16 protein-coding genes are annotated in these 16,519 nt (G+C 49.2%); 9 read left to right on the top strand and 7 right to left on the bottom strand.

Translation table 11 applies throughout. From position 1 onward, the window contains the following. Positions 1 to 106 precede the first annotated feature (106 nt). The 3 genes from H065_RS0100855 (at position 107) to H065_RS0100845 (ending at position 3,494) form a co-directional block, all read left to right on the top strand. Positions 107 to 589: a Dps family protein gene (locus tag H065_RS0100855; protein WP_017811107.1), complete on the top strand. Its 483-nt coding sequence runs from the start codon at positions 107 to 109 to the stop codon at positions 587 to 589. A gap of 372 nt (positions 590 to 961) precedes the next feature. Further along, entirely contained in the window at positions 962 to 2,098 is a 1,137-nt protein-coding gene (locus H065_RS0100850; protein ID WP_017811106.1) for a nitric oxide synthase oxygenase, read from the top strand. Positions 2,099 to 2,153: 55 nt separating this feature from the next. Continuing rightward, positions 2,154 to 3,494 carry a TrkH family potassium uptake protein gene (locus H065_RS0100845; RefSeq protein WP_026135966.1) on the top strand — a complete coding sequence of 447 codons (1,341 nt, stop codon included), beginning with the start codon at positions 2,154 to 2,156 and terminating at the stop codon, positions 3,492 to 3,494. A 194-nt stretch (positions 3,495 to 3,688) separates the two neighbouring features. Here the strand turns inward: H065_RS0100845 and H065_RS0100840 are convergent, their stop codons facing one another. The 3 genes from H065_RS0100840 to H065_RS0100830 all read right to left on the bottom strand — a co-directional run bounded on the left by H065_RS0100840 (position 3,689) and on the right by H065_RS0100830 (position 5,848). Further along, positions 3,689 to 4,342 carry an amino acid ABC transporter permease gene (locus H065_RS0100840; protein WP_017811104.1) on the bottom strand — a complete coding sequence of 218 codons (654 nt, stop codon included), beginning with the start codon at positions 4,340 to 4,342 and terminating at the stop codon, positions 3,689 to 3,691. 3 nt (positions 4,343 to 4,345) lie between these two features. Then, positions 4,346 to 5,191 carry a basic amino acid ABC transporter substrate-binding protein gene (locus H065_RS0100835; protein WP_017811103.1) on the bottom strand — a complete coding sequence of 282 codons (846 nt, stop codon included), beginning with the start codon at positions 5,189 to 5,191 and terminating at the stop codon, positions 4,346 to 4,348. A 123-nt stretch (positions 5,192 to 5,314) separates the two neighbouring features. Beyond that, positions 5,315 to 5,848, bottom strand: a complete 534-nt coding sequence (locus H065_RS0100830) for a cysteine hydrolase family protein (protein WP_017811102.1) — start codon at positions 5,846 to 5,848, stop codon at positions 5,315 to 5,317. 216 nt (positions 5,849 to 6,064) lie between these two features. Between H065_RS0100830 and H065_RS0100825 the strand changes: the two genes are divergently transcribed. The 4 genes from H065_RS0100825 to H065_RS0100810 all read left to right on the top strand — a co-directional run bounded on the left by H065_RS0100825 (position 6,065) and on the right by H065_RS0100810 (position 11,161). After that, positions 6,065 to 7,012, top strand: a complete 948-nt coding sequence (locus H065_RS0100825) for an aminopeptidase (RefSeq protein ID WP_017811101.1) — start codon at positions 6,065 to 6,067, stop codon at positions 7,010 to 7,012. A 46-nt stretch (positions 7,013 to 7,058) separates the two neighbouring features. Next, the gene (locus H065_RS0100820) at positions 7,059 to 8,600 is read left to right on the top strand and encodes a PucR family transcriptional regulator (RefSeq protein WP_017811100.1); all 1,542 of its coding nucleotides are present in this window, start codon (positions 7,059 to 7,061) and stop codon (positions 8,598 to 8,600) included. Between the two features lie 21 nt (positions 8,601 to 8,621). Next, complete coding sequence (locus tag H065_RS0100815) at positions 8,622 to 9,026, top strand: hypothetical protein (protein WP_017811099.1); 405 nt, start codon at positions 8,622 to 8,624, stop codon at positions 9,024 to 9,026. A 428-nt stretch (positions 9,027 to 9,454) separates the two neighbouring features. Next, on the top strand, positions 9,455 to 11,161 hold the full coding sequence (locus H065_RS0100810; protein WP_017811098.1) for a methyl-accepting chemotaxis protein: 1,707 nt from the start codon (positions 9,455 to 9,457) through the stop codon (positions 11,159 to 11,161). 227 nt (positions 11,162 to 11,388) lie between these two features. On the opposite strand, the gene H065_RS0100800 is transcribed toward H065_RS0100810, so the two are convergent. Both H065_RS0100800 and H065_RS0100795 read right to left on the bottom strand, forming a co-directional pair. Then, positions 11,389 to 11,973 (bottom strand): LOG family protein, encoded by a 585-nt coding sequence (locus H065_RS0100800; protein WP_017811096.1) that lies wholly within the window; start codon positions 11,971 to 11,973, stop codon positions 11,389 to 11,391. A gap of 293 nt (positions 11,974 to 12,266) precedes the next feature. After that, positions 12,267 to 12,986, bottom strand: a complete 720-nt coding sequence (locus H065_RS0100795) for a 3-ketoacyl-ACP reductase (protein ID WP_017811095.1) — start codon at positions 12,984 to 12,986, stop codon at positions 12,267 to 12,269. 192 nt (positions 12,987 to 13,178) lie between these two features. On the opposite strand from H065_RS0100795, the gene H065_RS0100790 reads away from it, so the two are divergent. Continuing rightward, positions 13,179 to 13,664, top strand: a complete 486-nt coding sequence (locus H065_RS0100790) for a hypothetical protein (RefSeq protein WP_017811094.1) — start codon at positions 13,179 to 13,181, stop codon at positions 13,662 to 13,664. Positions 13,665 to 13,934: 270 nt separating this feature from the next. Continuing rightward, a complete protein-coding gene (locus H065_RS0100785; protein ID WP_017811093.1) occupies positions 13,935 to 14,396 on the top strand; it encodes an NUDIX hydrolase in 462 nt (153 codons plus the stop codon). Positions 14,397 to 14,406: 10 nt separating this feature from the next. On the opposite strand, the gene H065_RS0100780 is transcribed toward H065_RS0100785, so the two are convergent. Next, positions 14,407 to 14,835 carry a hypothetical protein gene (locus H065_RS0100780; RefSeq protein WP_152425764.1) on the bottom strand — a complete coding sequence of 143 codons (429 nt, stop codon included), beginning with the start codon at positions 14,833 to 14,835 and terminating at the stop codon, positions 14,407 to 14,409. Positions 14,836 to 15,164: 329 nt separating this feature from the next. Further along, positions 15,165 to 16,457, bottom strand: coding sequence for a homocysteine synthase (locus H065_RS0100775; RefSeq protein ID WP_017811091.1), 1,293 nt, complete (start codon positions 16,455 to 16,457; stop codon positions 15,165 to 15,167). Between the last annotated feature and the right edge of the window lie 62 nt (positions 16,458 to 16,519).

Raw genomic sequence — 16,519 nt, 5'->3', positions numbered from 1 at the left:
AAATGAAAATATAAAAAAGCACTAGCCAAATCCAAAAGGATCTGTTATTATTAAATCAGGAATTAGAATAAGTCTAAATTTAAAATAAAGAAAAGAGGAATTAACCATGACAACTGTAAATAACCAAACTCATACATCCGAGAACACACAGATCGATTCCCTCTACAATGCACTGAATATTCAAATCGCCAACTGGTCTGTACTGTATACCAAACTGCACAACTTCCACTGGTATGTAAAAGGCGAGAACTTCTACACCCTGCATGCCAAATTCGAAGAACTGTACACTCAGGTAACCGTGTATATGGATGATGTGGCAGAGCGCCTGCTGGCTATCGGTGGACGTCCGGTCGCTACAATCAAGGAACAGCTGGAGATGTCCACACTGCTGGAAGCAACAGGCAGCGAATCCGCTACCCAGATGGTAACTTCGGTGGTAGAAGACTTTGCTACACTGTCCGGTGAGATGAGCGAAGCCATCACACTGGCTGAAGAGCTGGCGGATCAACCAACAGCTGACCTGCTGACAGGTATTCGCGGTGAAGTAGAAAAAGCTGCTTGGATGCTTAACGCTTACCTGGGCCGCTAATCCCGCGAGGATTTACTGGATTTATCAGAACCTTTTATTAAAAACAATTGCAATTGTGATAGCAGTACGGTTCATACCCCATCTTGAACGTACTGCTCCTATACATTCCCCATACCAGCCTGCCGAGTAGAAGCTATCCTACCCGGCAGGCTTTTTATATGCTGATTTTGTGACAGTTTGTCCCGGTTACTGCCAGATCACTTTCGGTTCACGTATAATGGGTAGACGCTAGTATTAAGTAAGTTCGTATAAAAGTCGAAATTGAATGTCCGGTGGCTTACATCCGTAAGAGTTATTTATCCGTATGTGAATAATAGAAGCAGAGTGGCATAGCCCGATATGTGAAATTCATAAAATAATGAGGTGGACAATATGGCGGTAACCTATCCGCTTGTTCAGGAAGCAGAATCCTTTATCCGTGTATGTTATCAGGAGCTGGGTCATAGTGAAGAACGAATCGCAGCCCGGATAGAAGAAATACATGAAGAAATTGAGCGTCAGGGGATCTATACCCATACGCTGGAAGAACTCAGTCATGGTGCCAAAATGGCCTGGCGCAACAGCAATCGCTGTATTGGCCGGTTGTTCTGGGATCATCTGGATGTACGGGATGCCCGGCAGGCGGAAGGTACCGACCAGATCGCAGCCGAACTGTTGGAGCATATACGGTATGCGACCAATGGTGGCAAGATCCGTCCGACGATCACAATTTTCCGTCCGCATGATGCCGAAGGACGAGAGACACGTATCTGGAATCATCAATTGATCCGATATGCAGGTTATGAGACTGAAGATGGTGTAAAGGGGGATTCTTCATCCCTTTCCTTTACAAGGTTCTGTCAGCATCTGGGCTGGCAGGGAGCAGGAACTGATTTTGATGTGCTGCCGCTGGTTATAAGTGAGAATAACGGTGCTCCCCGGTGGTATGAGATTCCGCTGCAGGATGTGCTGGAAGTGCCCATGATCCATCCGGATTATCCGGAATTTACAGAGCTTGGGCTGAAATGGTATGCTGTTCCCATTGTGTCCGAGATGCGGCTTGATATCGGCGGGATTCAATACACGGCTGCGCCGTTTAACGGATGGTATATGGGTACGGAGATCGGTGCCCGTAATTTTGCCGATGAACATCGGTATAATCTGCTGCCAGTGATGGCTCGTCTTATGGGGCTGGATACCATCAGCAAATCGACGCTGTGGCAGGATCGTGCACTCGTGGAATTGAATGCTGCAGTACTACATTCCTACAAGCAGGCGGGAGTGAGTATTGTCGATCATCATACGGCTGCTTCCCAATTTCAGAAATTCGAAGAACGCGAAGCGGCAGCCGGACGTGAAGTGACCGGGAACTGGGTATGGCTGATTCCACCCATGTCTCCGGCAACCACGCATATTTTCCATCGTCCGTATCCCAACCGGACAGTGACGCCGAACTTCTTTTATCAGGATAAAAAATATGAGCGGAGCGAGACCGGATCGCAGGATGGAGGCGGCTGCCCGTTTCATTGAGAGGATGAATAACTAAAACATGCTAGGATTCGGAAGGAACAAGGGCCCTTATCGGATGAATCAGCAGATGCACAGCTTCGTCAATCCGGCACGGCTGATTCCGCTCGGATTTGCAGGGCTGATCCTGATCGGGACGCTGCTGCTTCGTCTGCCCATATCAGGTGCACATGGGCATTCCGTAGGCTGGTTGAATGCCCTTTTTACCGCAACGTCGGCGGTATGTGTGACCGGGCTTGCGGTGATTGATACAGGCACGGCATTCTCCTTGTTTGGACAGGTCGTGATTATGGTCATGATCCAGATTGGTGGTCTGGGTTTTATGACATTCGGGGTGCTGTTTGCTGTTCTGCTGGGCAAGCAGATCGGGCTCAAACAGCGATTGATGATTCAGCAGGCGACCAATGCCTTTTCGACGCAGGGATTGGTCAAGCTGTCGCTGAATATTTTCCTGATTGCCTTTGTACTGGAATCGGTAGCCATGATTACGCTGGCGCTGCACTGGACCCCTGAGCTTGGATGGAAGCGCGCTTGGTATTACGGGGCTTTTTATGCGATATCTTCATTTAACAATGCGGGATTTGCACTGGATCCGAACAGTCTGTCTACCCATGTAGGCGATCCCGTAGTCAATACGGTCGTGATTACCCTGTTTGTGATCGGTGGACTGGGATTCATTGTACTAACCGATATTTTGCAAAAGCGGAGCTGGCGCCGATTCTCGCTTAATACCAAGCTGGTACTGACGGCTTCGTTGATTGCCACTGCATTCGGTGTTGCTTTTGTACTGATAGCAGAGTGGAGCAATCCGGCTACACTGGGTCCGCTCAGTCTGAGCGAGAAGATCTGGGCTGCTTTGTTCCAGGGCGTGATGCCAAGGTCCTCGGGTTATAACACGGTTAATATCGCCGGACTGATGGCAGCGACCCAGTTTGTATTTATTATCCTCATGTTTATCGGAGCAGCGAGTGGATCGACAGGCGGCGGAATCAAGATCAATACGTTTGCGATTCTAATTCTGTGTCTATACAGCGTTGTGCGCGGACGGACAGAGATTCATGCTTTTCAGCGGAAGATCAGTTTTGAAATGGCTTTTCGGGCGCTGGCTGTTATTATGATTTCATTTGGTATTGTGTGTGTGTTGACGATTCTGCTGACGATTACCGAGCATGGATCCAGCGCCACTTTCCTTGCGATCTTTTATGAATCCGTCTCTGCATTTGGAACGGTGGGATCTTCGATGGGAATCACTCCTCATCTTTCTCCTGCCGGCAAACTGATCGTCATTGTAACTATGTATATCGGACGTCTCGGTCCTCTGGCATTGGCATTTGCCCTGGCACAGACAAGACGCCCGCCGAAATACAGTTATCCGGAAGAGAAGGTTCTGATCGGTTAATGTCTCGATAATAAATAAAGTGAATGAATTGGAATGCTCAAAAAGCCTGCTTGTCTGCCAAAGGTGTCTGAACCTCTGGTGGATAAGCAGGCTTTTTGGATGGAGCTCTACAGGCCATTTGTATATTCTGCAGCTGGAATCTTCCTTTGCATGCATGTTAATGAAAATTCCCGAATAGAAAATGTCCGGCTGATTCAGTTCATGCGTCGCTCCCACCAGTTCAACAGCTTGCTCAGGGAATAGGTAAGGATCAGATAAATGATTGCTGCGGTCAGATACGGTTCCCAGATGCGCATATACTGTCCGCGCATCACATTGGCATAATACATCAGCTCTTTGGCAGCAATCACGGTGAGCAGGGAAGAGTCTTTGATCAGCACGATAAATTCATTGCCAAAAGCCGGCACCATCCGCTTGATGGCCTGGGGCAGAATGATATACCTCATCGTCTGGCGATGCGTCATACCCAGCGACAGCGAAGCTTCGGTCTGCCCTTTCTCAACAGACTGGATACCGGCCCTGAAGATCTCGGCCGTGTAAGCTGCCGAATTGAGCGTCATCGATAGTACGGCGGCAATCATCACATCAGTATGGCCGACCAGCGCCGGTACCACACCAAAATGTACAATCAGAATCTGCACGAGCAGCGGTGTCCCGCGGAAAAAGTTGATATAACAAGCCGCTGGCAGACGGAAGTAGGCATGGGTGGACATCCTGCCAAAACCGACAATCAATCCAAGCAGTGAACCAAGGATAATAGAAAGGATGGAGATCCCGATCGTAAGCAGAGTTCCCCGTAGCAGCATGGGCAGGTAATACAGAATGATATCAAAACGGAATTCCTGCATAACTTAGCCTTTGGCCATAGCTGCTTTGAGATTGGTCAGATCTGGTTCTTCGCCAAACCATGTTTTGTAGATCTGGGCATAGGTGCCGTTGTCGATAACCTTCTGAATAGCCGGGTCCAGCTTGGCTTTCAGTTCGCTGCCTTTGGGATAGATAATGCCATAATACTCGGAATCAAAGTTCTGGGAGTCTGCGATACTCACCAGATTTTTGTCCGGGTTATTTTTGATATACTCACGTACCACCGCGATATCCGCGACAACAGCGTCTGCTCCGCCGCTGTCCAGTTCCATCAGTGCGAGTGCATTGCTTTCGAATTTGCTGAGGCCCGGATTATTCGCACCCATAATACCGGACATCAGAATATCCGCAGTAGTGCCATTCTGTACTGCGACTTTTTTATCCTTGAGATCCAGCGCGGATTTTACGGAACTACCCTGTTTGACCATGATAATATTGGTCGATTCAAAATAAGGCAGGGAAAACTCGTAGCTGTCCTTGCGTTCATCGGTAATAGAGACCGATGAAATGCCCGCCTGGTATTCGGTTCCCTGGCGCACACTCTCCAGCATGGTATCCCAGCCGACATTGGTCACTTCATGCTCCAGTCCCGCTTCTTTCATAACGGCTGCGATAAAGTCGATATCGAATCCTTTGACCTGATCCAGATCCATAAATTCCATTGGTGCATAAGAAGCATCGGTAGCGAATCGGATAGGTCCGCTGGGTGTAGCAGGTGCAACGGAATCGCTGCTAGCTGCAGATGGAGGATCCTGGGCAGGTGCCTGTCCGCAGGCGGATAACAAACTCAATATCAATGTTAAATAAACTAACAAATACCCCTTTTTCATTATGTGACCCCCTAATATGTAGAATGTATTGTAGAGATTCTAACAAGAAATATAAGGGATAACAATATAATTATAAGATATATGTTAGTTTATTTTACATTAAGTTATTATGTTCATTTCGAATCAGGAATGGAAAGCTATATCTATAGACTGCAAGTTAGCAAATCTTCCATTCCATACCTGTTGATGATGCTGGATAATCTGTTGAGCGTTTAATATGCTATTATCCAGCGTACTATGGCTATCTATTGCAATCAGATTACGTTGATAGCCGAGGCTATAGGCTGCACGAATGGTCGTATCCAGGCAGAACTCTGTCTGTGCACCGGCGAAAATGAGCTGCTCGATCCCATTCTGCTTCAGCCATTCCAGCAGTTCGGTCTGGTAAAAAGAATCCCAGCTCGTTTTGCGGATCACTGTATCTTCAGGCTGGCGGGCTAACTGGCTGCAGATCTGCCATTCAGGCGTATCTACATAGAGTTCTTCTCCTGGCGTATAGCTGGTATGCTGAATAAATACAATCGGTACCTGGGCATGGCGTGCTCCTGCAATCCATTCATTGACATGGGTGATCAGCTGTTCCCTGTTATACAGCGCATTCTCTTCTCCCATAAAAAAGATTTCCTGCATATCGATAATGATCAATGCCTGCTTCATACCAATTCATCCTCTCCATATGTAATAAGCCATTATTATACCGAAAACCCGGTCATCCGGTGCAGCAAATTACAATATGAGGTAGAACTTCACTGGCAATATAACAAGTACAGACTCTACGATTGTAATGATTAGCGTTTTGGAGAGAGTTATGGAACAATATATGTATAACCTGCCTACAAGAGCAGAGAATATGAACGTAAAGGATGGAGACAAATGAACGAACAACGAATCGAAATCAGCAAAAATGTACTAACCGACTGTCTGGGTCTTCAGCCTGGTGAATCCCTGGTTGTCGTAACCGATGACAGCCGCAAAGAACTGGCGGAATCCCTCTATGAAGCGGGTAAGCGTCTGGGCGCCGAATCCATGCTGATGGTCATGCAGGAGCGCAGCAAATCGGGTGAAGAACCACCGGCTTCTATCGCGATGGCCATGATGAACGCTTCGGTAGCTGTCTGTGTGACACGTTATTCCCTGACCCATACCTCGGCCCGCAAGCAGGCCGCCGCAGCCGGTGCACGCGTAGCGACCATGCCGGGCATTACGGAGAATATGTTCACCCACGGAGCAATAACTGCCGAATATTCCAAGGTCAAGGAATTGACGGAAAAAGTAACACAGATGCTAACCCGTGCTTCCAGCGTACGTATTGAAAAAGATGGCTACAGTCTGAATTTCTCTATTGATAGCAGAGAGGGAGTGCCGAGCACAGGCCTGTATCTGAATCCTGGCGAATCCGGTAATCTGCCTTCGGGTGAAGCGTATATTGCACCGCTGGAAGGTACAGCAGAAGGCCAAATTCTGGCAGACGGTTCGGTAGCTGGCCTCGGAGCATTGAACAGTCCGCTGCTGCTGACGGTAGCAGATGGCAGATTGATCGCTGCCGAAGGCGACAAAGGCGATGAACTGCTGCGTATGCTTGGAGATGACCAGGGACGTATGCTGGGCGAGTTCGGTATCGGTACAAATGACAAAGCACGCATTACCGGCATCGTGCTGGAAGATGAGAAAGTATACGGTACGATTCATGTTGCTTTTGGCAGCAATAATACATTTGGCGGTACTGTAGCGGCTGGCGTACATATTGATATCGTGGTGAAGCAGCCTGATGTATATCTGGATGATCAGCTAATTATGCGTGCCGGCGAACTGCTTGGTTAAATGGCAGGCACAACGTACGAATCTGCGATAACGGCGGTGAAATAAAATGAAGACAACAGGAGTTACACTGCGCGAGCTGCTGCAGATTCCGCTGCTGCAGCGTGCGCGCGTGATTAGTGGGGAGCGGGGACTGGAGCGGTCCGTGCAATTTATCGATATTATGGAGACGCCCGATTTGGAAGAAGGAATACGAGAAGATGTGCTGCTTATGACAACAGCCTATTTTATACGCGATGAGCCGAAGCGACTGTCGGACATGATTATAGCTCTGTCAAAGGGTGGTGCAGCCGCGCTTGCGATCAAGCCAGCGCATTTTCTCAAGGAAATACCAGACGAGGCGATACAGCTAAGTGAACAGTACGGCATGCCGCTGATTGAGCTGCCTTCCGATATTCCGTATACCGAGATTACCCAGGCGGTTATGGAACGGGTACTGGATCGCCAGGCTTCTATCCTGCAGCGTTCGGACGAGGTATACCGCAAACTCACCATGATGGTACTGGAGAATATTGGTATTCAGGCAGTCAATGATCATGTATCCGAGCTGCTCAAGGCACCGGTGGCGGTTATTGACAATACCGGGGTGACTATCGTCTCCTCTCCGGCAGGTTGGGATTACAGACAGGCATCTTATCCACTCAGCTGGAATATCAATGTGGATCGGCGCAGTGTCGCCCGTCTGATCGTAGATAAAGAAAAGCTGGACGCGATGGAAGAGGTCGGTGTCGAGCAGTCCCGACTGGTGCTGGCGCTGGAGCTAATGCGCAACCGGATTATCGAGGATACAGAGAGTCGTTTGCGCGGCAACTTTATCGATGAACTGATGACGCCGCCGGTTCCACCGCGGTCAGAAGTAGAGCAGCGCGGCCGTCAGCTAGGCATGAATCCGGCGCAGCAGTGGGAGATTGTCGTGATCGAGGGCCAGACTGCTCCCGAAGAGGAGTGGATGAACCATCTGCTGGCTATCGAGGCGGAGAAATATGGAGTTCGTCCTCATATCGAATTCCGCAGTAACCGTGCGATTTTGTTCCTGCCTACTCCGCCTGCCGAGCAGGAACAGGCTGACGTTAACGGGGAACAGGAGATTCCGTGGGATACGATTATCGCGGGCTGGCTGAATGATCGTGAGGGACGTCTGCACGGCTACCGGGCTGGTATTGGGCGGCCGAAATGGCTGTGGGATATTCACCATGGATACAGTGAGGCACGCAGCGCGCTTACCATCTCGCGTCGTCTGAGCGGTGGTGGTTCGCTCACAGCCTATCAGGATGTAGAGATTTATCATCTGCTGCGCGGCTCGGTCGATGAACGTGGATTTGGTGAACTGTTCGATCGCAAGCTGGGACGGCTCAAGCAGTACGATGAAGAGCATCATAGTGAGCTGCTGCGCACGCTGTTCTTTTATCTGGACAGTCGCGGCAGTCTGATGGATACAGCGAGTCAGCTGTTTATTCACCGCAACTCGGTCAAATACCGGCTGGATCGCATACGCGAAATGACTGGTATAGACCTGAATGATCCGCACGAGCAGTTCATTATGCATATGTGCCTGATTTATTATTATCTGATGGAACATCCTGAAGATTAGTAGATACAAGGAGGCTTTCTTATGCTGGACAGCTTGTTCAATCGCTTGGCAGCTCCCTATACTCATATACAGCGTACAGGATATGGATGTATCGGCAGTGCGGATGACTGCCACCTGTTTGTCCAGGATGGTGCGGCAGGAGCCCGGTGGACCCAGAATTTGTCTATCGATCCGCAGACCATCGCTCTTCGGCTGATGCCGACATACAGGCAAATGCAGAAAGCGAAATTTCGTCTGCCTATATCACTCGCAGCATGCAGCTGTTTTGATTTCTTGCAGATACCGCTAACCATGCTGACCCAGCTCCAACCCGGCGAGCTGCCTCTGAGCAGACTGACCATCATAGACTGCGGCAAGCCATTAAAAGGCATGCAGCATCTGTTTGACGAGGCTCGTTACGAGACATTTGATATCCAGTTTTCCTGATCGAACCTTCCGATCTCGCACTGTTCCTTCCTGTATGCCCATACCAAAAAGCAATGCCTGTGCTCCCAAGCTGAGGCATTGCTTTTTGGTATGGGCAGGAGAGGATAACAATTGTTTAACAAACCAGAGATATAGAGCTCCAAACCAAGTGTCCTTCTGCTGTGGTCAGGTACAGACGCTGCTACAAATATGCTGAAAACTGCTGAAAAAATTGCTGAATTTCAATTTTTAAGTAAAAAAACATTAACTAATTTACCTTTAGCTCCGATAAGTTATGGGTAAGCTGGTTATTTACCAGTAACTACGTGGCTTGTTCATAGGCATCCATTAGCGCATCTCCAAGAAGCAGAATACACTCACATTTATGAAAAGCCAGCGATAGTTTTTATAAAAGGACATGGTAATGTCCAAGGGGGAAACAGGGGTTTATGAAAAGATTGGGATTCAGGGAGAAAATGGTGATCTTTATCAGTCTGGTCATTATTATCGGCAGCGGATTGCTCGGCTATTATGCCGTGAAAAAAGCGGATAATCAGATCGTGGGAGCTGCGCAGAAAAAACTGCTCAGTGATCTGGATACCGGAATGCTGCTGATTGATGCCATGTATCCGGGTGAGTGGTCCGAGCGTGACGGCAAGCTGTACAAAGGCACGACTGTAATGAACGATAATTTTGACTGGCTGGATAACTTCGGCAAAAAAACCGGCGATACCGCTACCTTGTTCTTGCAGGATACACGTGTAGCGACCAATGTTATCAAGCCCGATGGCAGCCGCGCAGTCGGAACGAAAATCTCTGACAAAGTAGGCAATGTAGTACTCAAGCAAGGGCAGTCTTACACCGGCGAAGCCGAAGTTGTCGGACAGGTCAATCAGGCTGCCTATATACCGCTGCATAATGCAGCCGGCGATATTATCGGCATCTGGTATGTCGGTGTACCGAATGCGCCATACGAGCAGGCCAGTGATGAATTTGAACAGGGAATTATCCTGTTTATCGTCTTTGAAGTAATTGCAGCCATTATTATGATCTGGCTGTTGACCAAGCGTATGCTGCGTCCACTTGTTATGATTACACGTGCAGCCGAGCAGGTTGCCGGTGGTAGTCTGCAGGTGCAGCTGCCGGAAGTACACAGCAAAGACGAGATTGGCAGACTGTCTCTTTCTATTCGTACGATGATGGATAATCTGTCTCATCTGATGCAGGATATCCGTCAGAATATGTATTCTTCCGCCAGTCAGATCAGCGCTTCGTCTGAGCAGTTCTCCCGCTCTCTGGAGGAGATGAGCAGCTCCTACAGCCAAGTGGTAATCAGCAACAAGGAAATGAACGAGAATGCGGAAGCCGGCAGCCATGTGCTGCATGATTCAATGAAGACAATGAATACACTCACACAGCTCATTGATCGGGCTGCTGTACGTGTAGACGGTGCGGTACAGGATTCACAGCATACACGTGAAACTGCCCAGCTGGGCAAGGAGACGATGGCGCAGACGATTCGTGCGCTGGACAGCTTTGCTGAATCCTCCTTGGAAAATGCCCGTATCGTCGGTCAACTGGAAGAGTACTCCAAAGAAATCAAATCGATTGCCCATACCATTTCCGGTATTGCCGGCTCTACCAATCTGCTGGCACTGAACGCATCGATCGAAGCAGCACGTGCCGGAGAAGCAGGCCGCGGATTTGCAGTAGTTGCCTCTGAAGTACGCAAGCTGGCTGAACAAGCCAGCGAAGGAGCCAGCTCGGTAGAAGAATTTACCGCCAAGATGGGTGAATCGCTCCAGCAGGCCGTTGATATGCTCCAGCATGGCAAAATGCATCTGGATACCGGACGCGAAGCAGCCCATTCTTCCGAAGAGGCACTGGAAGCGATCTGGCAGGCTGTCGGTACAACAGCTGCCAGTATACAGGAAGTATCTGTTATTGCCCGCCAGAAAGTTGAACATGCCCAGCAGGTAACCGGCATGATGAGCAAGCTGGAAAATACAGTGGAACATACACTGTCTGCTTCCAGCCAGGTATTGACTATTTCCGAGACGGTAGCAAGTGAACTGGAGACACTGGCAGCCGGCTCGGAGGAGCTGGATGCCATGTCCACCCAGCTGCAGTCTGCCGTATCCAAAGTACTATCCTAATCATAAAAATGCCCGCTGAACCGGTGATCTTCTCACCGTGTCAGCGGGCATTTTTTATACGAAACGGTCTGCTCTATACATACAGGTACCAGTTCTCGCATGTAACAGTCATTTTGGATGATCTGGAAAAGGAAGTTAAGAAGATACGCACTCTTTCAATTCATGCTGCTTTTCAGCCAGTAGTTTGAAGGTCTTCCAGCCGTTGAACAGCCGTCCGGAGATCTTCATCACTGACAGCCTGTTGGATTCCAGCGTACATCCGAAGTAAGGGGCAGTTCGTGGCTGACCGCCTGAATAATCTCTTCGGGATTGGCCGAGACGAACAATCGGCTCAGGCAGGATTGACCGGTAAATCCTTCATTCATGCTGTGCTGGATCATCTGCAGCAGGGGATCATAGTAGCCGCGGATATTGTACAGACCAAGCGGTTTATTGTGAATGCCGATCTGCGACCAGCATAATACTTCGAATAATTCCTCCAATGTACCGAGTCCGCCAGGCAGGGCGATAAAGGCATCTGCCTGCTCCTGCATCATGGCTTTGCGTTCATGCATGCTGCCTACCTGTATCATCTCTGTTAATCCCTGATGTACCCGCTCACCGTGAAGCAGTCCGCCCGGCATAATACCGGTTACTTCCCCGCCGGAAGCCAGCGCCGCATCGGCAACTGCACCCATCAGTCCCAGACGCGAGCCGCCGTAGATAAGACGATATCCAAGTCCGGCAATATGGGTACCCAGCTGTGCAGCAGACTGAAGATAATCGGGATGATGTCCTGTTGCTGATCCTGCAAATACACAGATCGACTTCATGCTGTTCACTCCTCACAAGGGAATAATTTACAGTATACCATAGTATATATAACCTTTATTTACACAGTTCATAATGAAATCAGGTTTTGTGCAAAAATAATTATAGCCGCTGATCCCGGATATACGGCGTCATAGCCTGCTGGGTAAAAAGGGACATCTATCACAAAAATCCCCTGCCGGCATCAGTGCCAGACAGGGGGATAGTTTATGTCCTTTACCCGAAGAATAACCTGTACCGATAAAGAAATGTACAAAGGTATGCTTCTGCAAAACGGAACATAGAGTTAGCCGTATTATTGTGGATTGTTCGTCCAGATGCCGGCTGTTTTCAGTACAACACGGGAAGGCAGCTTGAGACCGGCGAGGACCAGCTCGGCTACATCTTCCGGCTGCAGCATACGGTCTTCGTCGCCAATCGGCAGACCGGCATTCACTGCCAGCGGTGTATTGACTGTACTTGGATTCAGTGCTGTTACACGGATATTGGACTTGCGTACTTCCTGCATCAGGGCTTCGGTCATACCCAGCAGAGCGAACTTGGAAGCGCAGTACGCCGAACCTGTCGCAAAGCCGCGCTCGCCGGCTGTCGAAGCGATATTGATAATGTCTCCGCTTCCCTGCTCGATCATGGCAGGCAGCAGTTCGTGAGTCACATAATAAGCGCCCATCAGGTTAACACGGATAATCTGTTCCCACTGTTCCGGATCCATTTCTGCCAGTTTGCCAAAGGAAGCCGTACCCGCATTGTTGATCAGAATGTCTACATGACCGAGTGAAGCTGCGAGTCCGGATACAGCGGCGCGGGCTTCCTGGGAGTTGGATACATCAGCGGATGCCGTGAATACCTGCACACCGTACTGCTCGGACAGTGTGTTTTTCAGTTCGTCCAGATCGGCAGCAGTACGCGCGAGCAGACCCAGATTCACACCTTCGCGTGCCAGTGACTCGGCGATGGCTTTGCCGATTCCTTTACCCGCCCCAGTAATAATAGCTGTTTTGTTACGTAATTCCATAATGATCTAACCTCCATTTTCACGATAATATTTTACTGGAATAGTATACTACTAATGCTCCTTCGAAAAAAATGTTTCATGATATTCACAAAAGGGTAATCAAATTGGTTACATATTCCGACATATTCTTGTATAATAGTTCAATAATTTCATCGTTTTGAAATAAGAGCTAAATTTCAGGAAAGTGTAGGGATGCCTGTGGACCAGCGTTACATCAAAACAACCATTCAGACTCTTCTTCATCGCGCTAACAGTGATGTACGGGTTCGCACCAGAAAAAAATTTCCGGGTCCCCGTTCCATTGGCGGCAAGTTCGGAATGAACAGCCGCATGATCACCTTGTATATTCATGAGATTGAAGAACAGTGCTTTAATATGTTCGGTTCCCTTAGTCATGTGAATGACTATTTTGCGATTATTATGGCTCACGAACTGGGTCACGCCCAAGATCCAATGCTCGAACAGCTGGCAGACGATCTCGATGACTGTACGGATTCGCTGCTGCGCGCACGAATTGCGCTGCGAATTGAGGAAAATGCATGGGAATTCGCCCGCGCCCTTATTCCGGAAGTGAGCAGCTTTGTATTCGAACAGATTGTAGACCGTTCGCTGGAAGGCTATCATAATGCGATCAGCCGTGCGGCGGCACAGGGTACCGGTCTTGAAGTGATCGCCTGATGCATCACCCAGTCTATTTCTTTGCAGAAGCCGGCAGGACTATCCTACCTTATACGGAGTACAGAACCATGAAGATGATCCATTAGAAAACAGATTGCCTCGGAGACGATAAGGCAGTCTGTTTTTTGTTTTGGCGATATAAGTAAAAGGACTCATGGATTCGCACTTGGTGAACGGTACTGAATAGAGTATGGTAAAGGTACGAATAATGATGTAAAAATTATACAGATAATATGATCCATACAAGCAGACGAGAGGAGCATGGACATTATGGCAAACTATATCGGCTGGATTCGTTCACAAGTAGGCCAGGAGCACATCATTACTAATTTTGCCGGAGCGATTATTACCAATGACAAAGGTGAGATCCTACTGCAAAAGCGCCGGGATAACGGACAATGGGGATTTCCCGGCGGAGCGATGGAGCTGGGCGAATCGGCAGAGGATACGGTAAAACGCGAAGTCATGGAGGAGACCGGACATACGATCGAGATCCATTATCTTCAGGGAGTATACACCAAGTACGATTATACGTATCCGAATGGAGACCGGTCGCAGACGATGCTGGTTGCTTTTGTATGCCGGATTACCGGCGGAGAGCGGCTGCAGGAGAATGAAGAGACCCGGGAGCTGCGCTTTTTTGCACCGGAGTCGGCGCCGCCGCTGTTTAACCGGCAGAACGTGGATATGCTGGCCGATTTCCGCGAGGGCCGCAAAGGGGTATATCGTTAACGGATTCTTGTCAAAGTGACTGCAAAGTGAAATCGACCTGCTTGATAATATGATTATTTTTCTCAAAGCATACGGCATAGTCTCCTGATGGCCAGCTGCTGTTGTGAAGAGGAATCTCCTCGGCTGCGGTATCACTGCTTTCTTTCAAGGATTGCTCCTGTATAATGCGGCTGGTTGCTTTGGCAATAACATAGACTCTGGACATGGCAGCAGGCATTTTATCGTCGTTATCCGGATAAATGACAACAGCCCACAGCTGTTTATTATTCGGATAAATGGATTGTTGATCCAGAATGCCGGGATGCTCGAAGCTGCGTTCTTGCCCAACCTGCAGATCATAGGCAGGTGCATTTGTATGATGATACAGATAGGTAATCGGAATAGACAAAAGGACTCCGGCGCAGAGGAGTATGGCGGCGAGTTTTACTTTTATATTCAACAGGGAATCCTCCCAACCGGATATTTCGAATCACTGAATTATAAATGATGGTCTGGCAGGTAGAACACAGGTATATGGTTAGCGTAGCATAGATGGTATTTTTTGCAATATGTACATGGAAAGCAGTATTTCCAGGCTGTTAGAAAGCGATAACGATAGATGATGAACAAGAAAAGGACATTTCCGGTATGCCGAAATGTCCTTTTCTTGTTAGTTATTTTTCCAGCGATTCGATCAATAGTTGGGACTATTCGATGTCTGTATTCACAGAGCAGACAAAGCAGGTAGCATGGCACCTGAATCGGTCGGAGTCTGCCCCGAGTAGATCATCAGACCTGACTAGCTGAAATCGCCTGCTCCAGATCCTGAATCAGATCGCGGATATTCTCTGTACCGACAGAGAGACGGATCAACTCCGGATTCACACCGGCGGCGAGCTGCTGTTCTTCATTCAGCTGCTGATGGGTGGTACTCGCCGGGTGGATAATGAGCGACTTGGAATCGCCCACATTCGCCAGATGGGAGAACAGCTTTACATTACCGATCAGCTTCTGTCCGGCTGCTGCACCACCACGGATACCGAAGGTAAGAATCGCGCCCTTGCCGCGGGTGAGATACTTGTCTGCCAGCTTATAAGACGCATGACTGCTCAGACCGGGATAACTGACCCATTCCACATCAGGATGCTGTTCCAGGTATTCGGCGACCTGCTGGGCATTCTCGCTGTGACGTTCCATCCGCAGATGCAGCGTCTCCAGCCCCTGCAGCAGCAGCCACGCATTAAATGGGGAGATTGGTGCGCCCAGATCGCGCATCAGCTGCACACGGGCTTTGGTAATATAGGCAAGCGGACCGAGTGCATCGCTGTATACCAGTCCATGATAGCTCGGGTCCGGCTGGGTCAGGCCAGGGAACTTGTCATTCGCTGTCCAGTCGAACTTGCCGCCGTCGACGATTACACCACCGATCGATGTACCATGACCACCGATAAATTTGGTGGCGGAGTGTACGACTACATCTGCACCATGTTCAATCGGACGCAGCAAATACGGACTCGGGAATGTGTTATCCACGATCAGCGGAATTCCGTGCTCATGCGCAATCGCAGCGACCGCTTCGATATCCAGCACATTGCCGAGTGGATTGCCGACTGTCTCGGCATAAAGTGCTTTGGTACGCTCGTTGATCGCAGCGCGGAAGTTCTCCGGATCATCGGAATTCACGAATTGTACTTCAATGCCCAGCTTGGGAAGTGTATTGGCAAACAGATTATATGTACCGCCATACAGACTGGCTGCCGAGACGATATGGTCACCCGCTCCGGCAATATTCAGAATAGAAAAGGTAATCGCTGCCTGCCCCGATGCTGTCGCCAGTGCGCCGACTCCACCTTCCAGCGTAGCAATGCGCTTTTCGAATACATCGGTGGTCGGGTTCATGAGGCGAGTGTAGATATTACCGAATTCCTTGAGTGCGAACAGATTGGCGGCATGTTCGCTATCGCGGAATCCATACGAGGAGGTCTGGTACAGCGGTACCGCACGAGAGAAGGTAGTTGGATCAATCTCCTGTCCGGCATGAATCGCAAGCGTTTCCAATAGATAAGGGTTAGGTTCAGTCATGGTCAGTCTCCTTTGAACAAGATGAGATTGCGGTATAGCGGTCGTTCAATCCATCGTTAGAC

The sequence above is a fragment of the Paenibacillus shenyangensis genome (assembly GCF_000346635.1).
Taxonomy (GTDB): domain Bacteria; phylum Bacillota; class Bacilli; order Paenibacillales; family Paenibacillaceae; genus Saccharibacillus; species Saccharibacillus dauci.
This window is presented reverse-complemented; position numbering and strand designations above follow the sequence as displayed.